The following is a 9207-nucleotide window of genomic DNA, read 5'->3' as shown; positions in this document are numbered from 1 at the left end:
TGGTTTTTTTAGCAGATTATATTACGACTTTTTTTATGATTTGCATAGGAGTTATTTTCTTTATTTTTGCACCACAATTAGCGGCTTTATTTACACAGACAGAAGAAATTCAAGAAATGGTTGTCAAAGTACTAAGATTAATAGCATTTTTCCAACCTTTTGCAGCTATTACACAAATATTTACTAGTGCTTTACAGGGAGCAGGTGATACAAAATTTCCTATGTATACAACTTTATTAGGAATTTGGGGAGTAAGAGTGGGTATTGGATATTTACTTGGAGTTATACTGGGACTAGGCTTATTTGGTGTATGGATTGGATATGCACTTGATATTACAATTAGAGGAATACTTTTGTTAATACGTTTCTTTAATGGAAATTGGCAAAAAATAATTATATAATTAATTTATAATATAAAAGGAGATTAGTTATATGGATGAAAATCATGAACATAAGAGTGCTAAAGCAGTTATAAATAGGCTTTCAAGAGCTATAGGGCACTTAGAGTCTGTAAAAAGAATGGTTGAGGATGGTAGAGATTGTAGTGAGGTTTTGATACAGATATCAGCAGTAAAATCAGCAATAAATAATATTGGAAAAATAATTTTACAAGATCATATAGAGAATTGTGTTATTAAAGCAGTTGAAACAAATAATAATAAAATACTTGATGATCTCAATAACGCAATTGATAAATTTGTAAAATAAAAATTTAGATAGTCACTTATATAAAGACTATTCAATGCAAGAATATCTTATGAAAAATAGAAAAGAAAAAAGTAGTGGAAGAATTATTCACTACTTTTTCTTTTGTTTAAGTGAATCAAATTTTATTTAGTAGGGGGAGTACTATAAGATTTAGTTAAAGTGTAATTACCTTCGCTACTAATATTATTGAGTTGGTTGCCTGTATCTAAATCGTTAAAATGCCACCACTCTGAGGCTAAAGGAGTAAGTCCTGCAGCAGTGCAATAATTTTGTAAATCTACAGCTGATTCAGTCATTGAATTTGCTAATTGTGCACTCTTCCAGGCTGTTTGAGATTTAGATGAAATAGGAGTTGAGAATGTAATTGATGATATGCTTAACTCATGAATTGGTGTTGGCATTGTATATTCAGCATAATCTGTGATGTTAATGCACAAATAATCACCCACTGTAATATTTTCTTTAGTATTTACATTAGCTAAGCTTACATCAATGGCGGAACCTTTCTGATGATTTGAAAGACTCGTAGCAATAAACCAAGAAATATCCCATGGCGGAGTATTTATGCCAGTCATAACATTTGAATCACTTTTAGCTAATTGAGATAATCCAGTTACTATAGATTTTTGTACAGAGCGTGGTCTGTAACTTTCGTATAGTATTAAGGAGTTTTCATTAGCTAATGCAGATTTTTGTGCCAAATAAATTTTTTTTGACATTGAATATAGAACAGGCATAATATACTCTTCTTTTCCAAGACGTTCGTTATATGATTTACTAGAATATAATGAATTACCAGTTATCTTGGGGATGGATTTTCTGGAAGAAGTAAGTTTTGATGAATATGTATTAGTATTATTATAAATAATTGATGGAATAACATCTGGTAGGTTGACCATACAATATTTGTGTTCAACCCATCCAGATGAATTTTCTTTTTCAATAAACCACCAATCGCCTTCTTCTTTTACTACTTTGAATCCAGTACCTGCTTCCATAACTTCTAGTGTTTCAGATTCAGTATTTGCTGAATTTTTTAAATCAAGAGCTATCGGAGTATATCCAGTTGCTCCAATTATAGGAAGCTCTAAATCCCCTTTATAGGGTTCGATTATTTCAATTGGATCTCCTTGTTTTACATTTTTATTGTATGATAATGAACATGAGGTTAAAGAAACACTTAAAATCAACATTGTAATCATTAAAGTACGAAATTTAAACATAAATTTTATCTCCTTAAACTAATATTAGATCTTTTAAAATATATAGTATTATTAAGTGTAAGGGATAAAAAATATAAAAACCCCATTTAATTATATTAGACTTTTTACCTACTTCACCACTGTATAGTGTAAGTAAAGGAATTGCTAAAAGAACTCCAAATCGGTAAATAGATGTCCAACCATAATCAATAATTCCTGGAATTGCGTATAAAATAATACCAATAGCTGCGAATGATATTATCTGGTTTCTTAATTGGTCTCTAAATAACCCAAAAGACACTATCCATAGTACCGCTATATAGTTCCAGTTAGCCGTCCATGCAAATAGACAGCATAAAATGACGATAGAAATTTTTCTGAATAAACTAAGATTAGAATTTTTACAAGCAGACAAAGCTACTAATCCCATTAAAAGAGACCAAATTACACTTGTTGCTTGCCACCATTCAACTCCAAAAAACATTACAAATGGCAGGTGAGAGATTAAGGCGAATACAAAAAGTCTTTGAATATATCTTTTGACATTAGAAGTATAGAAATAGCCTTCAGCTATTAAGAAGCACATTATTGGAGCCGCCAGTCTTCCAAAAGTGTGCAGTAGTATATCTAACATTGTACCTTTAGGCACAAGCCATGTTGACATATGATCTACAAACATAGCAGTAATGGCTATTACCTTTAATGTGTTTGAGGTTAAAAGTCTTGTGTTTTTAATAGTTATTTCCATTTCACCATTTCCTATCAATAATTATTAACTACTATATAAATATTAAAATTTGATATAAGCATTTTGATATCATAATAGTAGTTTCAATAATTATTTTAGATAGAAATTATGAGGTTATTGTGAGGTGGATTTTTAATTTTAAAATTTTTAGTGAAAAAGTAAAAGTTTAAACCAAAAATCTACACCATTTTCCAATATATTTGCTCCATATTTCCCTTCATGTGAATTGATAATGGTTCGAACAATGTATAGACCAAGTCCGGCATGCGTTTGTAAGCTTGGGGTATGAGCCTTATCTACCTTGTAAAAACTTTCCCATATCTTATTCTCATCACTAATTGATATGGTGGTACCTTCATTAAAAACTGAGAATACTAAAAATTCATTTTCAATGTAAACAGATACTTTGACTATTTTGTTTGGAGGAGTGTGAGTTATTGCATTATCTAAATAATTAGTTAATGCTTGCTCTAGATAAAAAGAATCACCTAAAACAAATAAATTATCTTGAACATTTTTGATTAAAGTTATTTTTTGATTATCAAATATAAGCTGTTTTTTTGCACAAAGTTTATGAACCAAATCGGAAAAATTAATTAAATCAAAGTGCATTTTAGTAAGTCCGTTTTCTAGTGATGATATATCTAATAGGCTTTTTACAAGCTCACTTAATCTTTTACTTTCATCAACTATTACATCATAATAAAAATCTTTGTCAATATTGGGCAAATTATTTTTTAGATTCTCACAATACATGACCATTAAACCAAGAGGAGATTTTAATTCATGAGAAACATTTGCGATGAATTCTTTACGCATATCGTCAATTTGTTTTTGATGGTCTACAGATTTTTCTAATTGAGCATTTGCAGCTTGTAAGCTTCCAATCATGTTAGATAATTGTTCAGACATTAAATTGATATTTTTACCAAGTCGGCCTATTTCATCATGAGAAAAGGGCTCTTTTAATTTTTGAGAGAAATCTAAAGTGGATACACTTTTTGCAACATGATCAATTTCTATGATAGGTTTCACAAAGTGTTTGCTCCAAAACCAAGTTAGAATACCGCCTATACTTAATGCAATAGCAGCTATATATAGATTAAATTCATTAATTAACTCAGTACTTCGTTCTACTGCTGAAATGGGAGTATCTAAAACTACAAAAATTATGTTATCTTCTAAAAAAATTTCTCCAAATAGCATTAAATTTTCTTTTTCAGATTGCGGATTAATCGAATATTCTACACTAGGAGTGTGGGAAAATGTATATTTTCCACTTTGGTAGTACGCTATATCAATATTTCCGCTATTGTATATAGGCTTATTATATTTATCCCATACAGAAATATTTATATTTTCATCTTCTTCATAATGCATCATTGCTTTTGCAATATCGTCATGAGCTTCAATGTTAGTTTTAAGGATAGCAAAAGATTGCCCCATTTGGTATGTTTTTTTATCTATAAAATATGGCTTAACTAAAAAAAGATTGCAAACAACTTGTATTGCTATAACAGAAAAAATTATCATTCCCACAAAAATTACTAGCTTTATTTTTATTGTTTTTATCATATTTCTACCTCAAAACGATAACCTACACCATGTACTGTTTTTATGTATTGACAGGAATTGGTTAATTTAGCGCGTAATTGTTTTATATGAGTATCAACAGTCCTACCATCCCCATTATAGTTGTAACTCCAAACTGAATTTAGTAACTGAGATCTGCTTAGAGTTATATTTTCATGAACAGCTAGATGAAGCAATAAATCATATTCACGTTGCGTGAGACTGATTATATTATCATTAACAAATACTGACCTCTTTAGAGTATCAATTCTTAGATTATTGAAAGTAATAGGTTGTGTTTGAAATTTACCTGTTCTTCTTAATACTACTTCAATTCTAGCAATAAGTAATGACGAGGAAAATGGCTTGGTAATATAGTCATCAGCACCTTTAGTTAGTCCTTTGAGTTGGTCGCATTCTGCTTCTTTTGCTGTAAGCATAATGATTGGCGTTAGTGAGCTATCTCGTATTTCATAGAGTACTTCAAAGCCATCCAATTTTGGCATCATAATATCAAGCAAAATAAGATCAATAATTCCACTGTTACGATAAAAAACTTCCAAAGCATGTTGACCATTATCAGCTTCGAATATGTAATATCCATTTGATTTTAATAAATCACTTATTGCCCTACGCATACGCATATCGTCATCTGCTATTAAAAGGCATATTTTATTTTCTAACATTAATTATCACCTCAAATATAGTATAAATTACGATTGTAAAGTATTTGTGAGCTTTCATACAGATTTTTAATTTTAGTAAGTATATATAGAAAATATCTAAATTATAAATTTATAATTTTTGTTAGTCAAGATAATATAATACTTAAATATAGATAATTGAATATTTAGAGTAATATAAAACTTTACCTATTAGTAATAATTAGGGTTAATTTAGAATGATTTTTAAAATCTATATAAATATTTTATATTGTCTTTTATAAAATACTATGCTATACTTGCCGTATCCCCTATGGGGGGATATGATTTTGATATATATCTATAATCTTTAACATTAATAAACTTAAAGAATCAAAATATTTTCAGTAGGGAATTATTAATTTTCAATTTGATTTTATTATTGGAGGTGTAGAAAATGATAAAAAAATTAAGTGATTTTCTTAGTGGTATTAAAATGACTGTCATATCAGGGATATTTTTAGCAATCAGCTTAGTATTAATGTTGAATAATAATAAATTACCTATAGATCCAGCATGGATAACTATAATTATTTCAGGTTTACCACTTTTATATCTAGCTATAACAAGGTTAATTTTTGAAAAGTGGATTTCTTCAGCTCTACTTATATCTATTGCTATGATTGCATCTATTGCTATTGGGGAACTTTTTGCTGCTGGAGAAGTAGCATTTATAATGGCTATTGGAGCTATTTTAGAAGATATGACTGTAGCTCGTGCTAAAAAAGGACTTAGTAACTTAATTAGTCTTATTCCTCAAAAAGGTCGTAAACTTATATTCATAGGAGAGAGTTTTTATGAAGAATTTGTACCAATAGAAGAAGTGCGTAAAGATGATATTTTAAGAGTTCTTCCAGGTGAAGTTGTTCCGGTAGATGGTGTTATCATAGCAGGGGATACTTCTGTTGAGCAAGCTGTAATAACTGGTGAGTCTCTGCCTATTGATAAAACTATAAATGATGCTGTTTTTTGTGGAACTATGAACTGTTTTGGGTCTATTGAAATCAAGGCAACTCAGGTAGGAAAGGATTCGTCACTACAGAAAATGATAGACATGGTAAAAGAGGCTGAAAATAAAAAAGCGCCTATGCAAAGACTTGTGGATAAGTGGGCTACATGGCTAGTACCTATTGCTTTATTTATTTCAATTGCTACTTATTTAATCACTTTAGATGTAGTTAGGGCAGTGACGATACTAGTTGTTTTTTGTCCATGTGCTTTAGCATTAGCAACCCCTACTTCAATAATGGCAGCAATAGGACAGGCTACAAAGCATGGTGTTTTAATTAAATCTGGTGAGGCACTAGAGAAAATGGGAAAAGTAGATTATATTACATTTGATAAAACTGGTACACTTACTGTTGGAAATTTAAAAGTTAGTGATACCATTACAGTTTCACCTTATTATACAGGAAAGGATATTCTTAAGATAGCTGCTTCAGTTGAAATACATTCCGAGCATCCACTGGGTAAAGCTATTGCAAGTTATGCTAGATCTAAGGATATACATTTAATGAAAGCTGAAAATTTTCAAATGGAGGCAGGTAAGGGAGTAAGAGCAAAGGTTGAAGGAGCATCTGTTTTATGTGGAAGCAGTGCATACTTAATTGAAAATAAAGTGCGTATTGATGAAAAAGTTGAATCTGATTTGAGATTATTACGTTCGCAAGGGAAAGCGTCAATTCTTATAGGAAAGCATGGAGAATGTATAGGAATAATTGCACTGTCAGATACATTAAAAGCAAGTGCAAAAGACATGGTTAATAGCTTAAAGAGAATGAATACTGAGGTAGCTCTTTTAACTGGAGATCACTCTCAAACTGCGAAATACTTTGCAGAGCAAATTGGGATTGAAAATATTCATGCACAATTATTGCCCGCTGATAAAGTTGCATATATTCAGCAACTTCAGTCAGAAGGAAAAAATATTTGTATGATTGGGGATGGCGTGAATGATGCGCCAGCACTAAAGACTGCAAATGTAGGGATTGCTATGGGAAGTATGGGTAGTGATATTGCGATTGAAGCAGCTGATATTGCTCTTATGAGTGATGATATTGAGAATATTCCGTATCTTAAGAAGTTATCAAATTCTACACTGAAAACTATTAAAGGAAATATTACGGCATCAATGGTAATCAATTTTGTTGCAATTATTTTATCTGTTTTAGGTGTTTTGAATCCAATAACAGGTGCGATAGTGCATAATGTGGGATCAGTACTTGTGGTATTAAATGCTGCTTTACTTTATGACAGAAAATTCAATTGATTATTTGTAATGTATAAATAAAAGGATAAATAGGACAAGCAATGAACATTATTTTAGGATGTTTTTATCTGCAATTATGGTGATTGAGGTATAGAAAAAAAGAGAATTTATAATATTGAAATATAAAAATAAGGTAAAGTTATGTAATTTAAAAATAATCATAAAGATGTAGTAACTTAGATTTTGCCTGCATCTTTATGAATGATATATATTATATGATTAAGTTACTAATCAATTGAAAGGAGAATGTGTTGCTTACTAAAGTTAGTAACACTAAGGAGTAGATGAAAAGAAAAGTAATATCTATTTTGATTACAGCGTCATTAATATTAGGAACTGCAACAAATGTATTGGCTGAACCTATAACTGAGCAGCAACAGCAGGAGCTTAATGAAAAAAATAAAAAGGCGGAGGAGGCTAAAAGTAAGTATGTTTCACTACAAAATAAAGTATATGAGTTAGATGCACAAATACAACCAATAGCAATAGCAATGAATGAAAATGACATTAAAATTGTAAATACTAATAAAGATATAGATGATACAAAAGATAATATTGAAAAAAGTAAAAATGAATTAGAAGAACAAGAGAGTATTTTTGCAGCTAGAATAAGAGCTATATATAAATCTGGAGGACAAGCTAGTTATATAGGGATTTTATTAAGCGCAAATGGTTTAGGAGATTTTATTTCTAAAGCTCAAGCAGTTGGTAGAATAATGAGTTTAGATAAGCAGATTATAGATGAACTTACGGATAAACAAAAAGAGTATGAAGACCATATTATGACTCTCAGAACTAAAATTCAAGAATTAGAGAACTTAAACAAAGATAATAAGTCAAAATTAGATGAATTAAATGTTAAAAAAGCAGAGCAACAAGTTTATGTTGATCAAGCTAAAATTGAATACAATAAGATTGCTGATGATTTAGTTACAACTGAAAGAAACTTATACAAGCCGTTTGAAACAATAATAAATACTTCAAGCAGTTCTATTAATGATTTAAACAATGCTATAACTACATTAAGAATATTAAGAAAGAGTGTTAAGAGTAGTAGCATTGATACTGAATTAGTAGATTTAATTGAAAAAGGTAAAAATTTAGTTAGTCAAAAACAGGCTGCGTCTACTACGCCTACACAACCACAGATTAGTAGAGGAAGTAGTGGTGGAAGTAACAGTAGTGAGGGGAATGTTTCTAATTCAACATTACTTTCTGTTGCATATAGCAAATTAGGCTCTAAATATGTTTATGGAGCTGCAGGACCTAGTGTATTTGATTGTTCAGGATTTACACAATATGTTTTTAAACAAGTTGGTATATCTTTATCAAGAACAACTTATACTCAAGTGAAAGATGGTACTCCAGTAAATTATTCAGATCTCCAGGTAGGTGATTTAGTTTTTAGTAATCCAGGACATGTAGGGATATACATAGGTAATGGGCAAATGATTCATTCACCACAGACTGGTGATGTTGTAAAAATATCTAAAATTTGGTCGTTTTATGCTGCAAGAAGAGTAAAGTAAATTATATATTTGATTGAAAAATAATATAGGTTTAAATCTATTCCCAAACCTATTTAATATACTAAGGTTGGAGTAAAGTTGATAAATCCAGCCTTATTTTATTTAGGTACTTTTAAATTATATGTATGGTTAATAATGTGACTCAAAGAGTGGAATCACAATTAGCTTATAGTATAAAAAATATTAAAGTTTTACTGATAACTAAGAGTAGACTATCATAAATATGATACTTTTAGTTATTAGTTTATAAATGATTTTTGATCTTAAGTATCTTAGTGATAAGTAATGTAATTCAAAGGCAATTTCCTTTATTTTTTGTTATTTTGCATTAAAATGAATTTGTATATAATGGTAGGAAGAGCTACACTACCTAAACTCCATAAATTAAATATCTATACTATAGGGGAACTTGCAAATTATGATCTTAGTCTTTTAACTTATCACCTCAAGAGTCATGGAAGACTTATATGGAACTATG

Annotated in this window: 8 protein-coding genes; 4 read left to right on the top strand and 4 right to left on the bottom strand. The window is 29.9% G+C overall.

The window, feature by feature from the left end:
• A partial coding sequence (locus ACTB1H_RS08145) for an MATE family efflux transporter (protein ID WP_463262352.1) occupies nt 1–401 on the top strand: 401 nt, incomplete at its 5' end.
• 31 nt (nt 402–432) lie between these two features.
• The gene (locus ACTB1H_RS08140) at nt 433–708 is read left to right on the top strand and encodes a metal-sensing transcriptional repressor (RefSeq protein ID WP_463262351.1); all 276 of its coding nucleotides are present in this window, start codon (nt 433–435) and stop codon (nt 706–708) included.
• A 122-nt stretch (nt 709–830) separates the two neighbouring features.
• On the opposite strand, the gene ACTB1H_RS08135 is transcribed toward ACTB1H_RS08140, so the two are convergent.
• From ACTB1H_RS08135 to ACTB1H_RS08120, 4 genes are all read right to left on the bottom strand, one after another.
• Nucleotides 831–1931 (bottom strand): M15 family metallopeptidase, encoded by a 1101-nt coding sequence (locus ACTB1H_RS08135; protein ID WP_463262350.1) that lies wholly within the window; start codon nt 1929–1931, stop codon nt 831–833.
• A gap of 13 nt (nt 1932–1944) precedes the next feature.
• Nucleotides 1945–2658, bottom strand: coding sequence for a TraX family protein (locus tag ACTB1H_RS08130; protein ID WP_463262349.1), 714 nt, complete (start codon nt 2656–2658; stop codon nt 1945–1947).
• A gap of 147 nt (nt 2659–2805) precedes the next feature.
• Entirely contained in the window at nt 2806–4233 is a 1428-nt protein-coding gene (locus tag ACTB1H_RS08125) for a sensor histidine kinase (protein WP_463262348.1), read from the bottom strand.
• The gene (locus ACTB1H_RS08120) at nt 4230–4916 is read right to left on the bottom strand and encodes a response regulator transcription factor (RefSeq protein ID WP_463262347.1); all 687 of its coding nucleotides are present in this window, start codon (nt 4914–4916) and stop codon (nt 4230–4232) included. Before ACTB1H_RS08120 ends, ACTB1H_RS08125 begins: the two co-directional genes overlap by 4 nt.
• 412 nt (nt 4917–5328) lie before the next feature.
• On the opposite strand from ACTB1H_RS08120, the gene ACTB1H_RS08115 reads away from it, so the two are divergent.
• Both ACTB1H_RS08115 and ACTB1H_RS08110 read left to right on the top strand, forming a co-directional pair.
• Complete coding sequence (locus ACTB1H_RS08115; RefSeq protein WP_463262346.1) at nt 5329–7200, top strand: heavy metal translocating P-type ATPase; 1872 nt, start codon at nt 5329–5331, stop codon at nt 7198–7200.
• A gap of 284 nt (nt 7201–7484) precedes the next feature.
• On the top strand, nt 7485–8729 hold the full coding sequence (locus tag ACTB1H_RS08110) for a C40 family peptidase (RefSeq protein WP_463262345.1): 1245 nt from the start codon (nt 7485–7487) through the stop codon (nt 8727–8729).
• Nucleotides 8730–9207 lie beyond the last annotated feature (478 nt).

This window comes from Soehngenia sp. (assembly GCF_055108775.1).
This window is presented reverse-complemented; position numbering and strand designations above follow the sequence as displayed.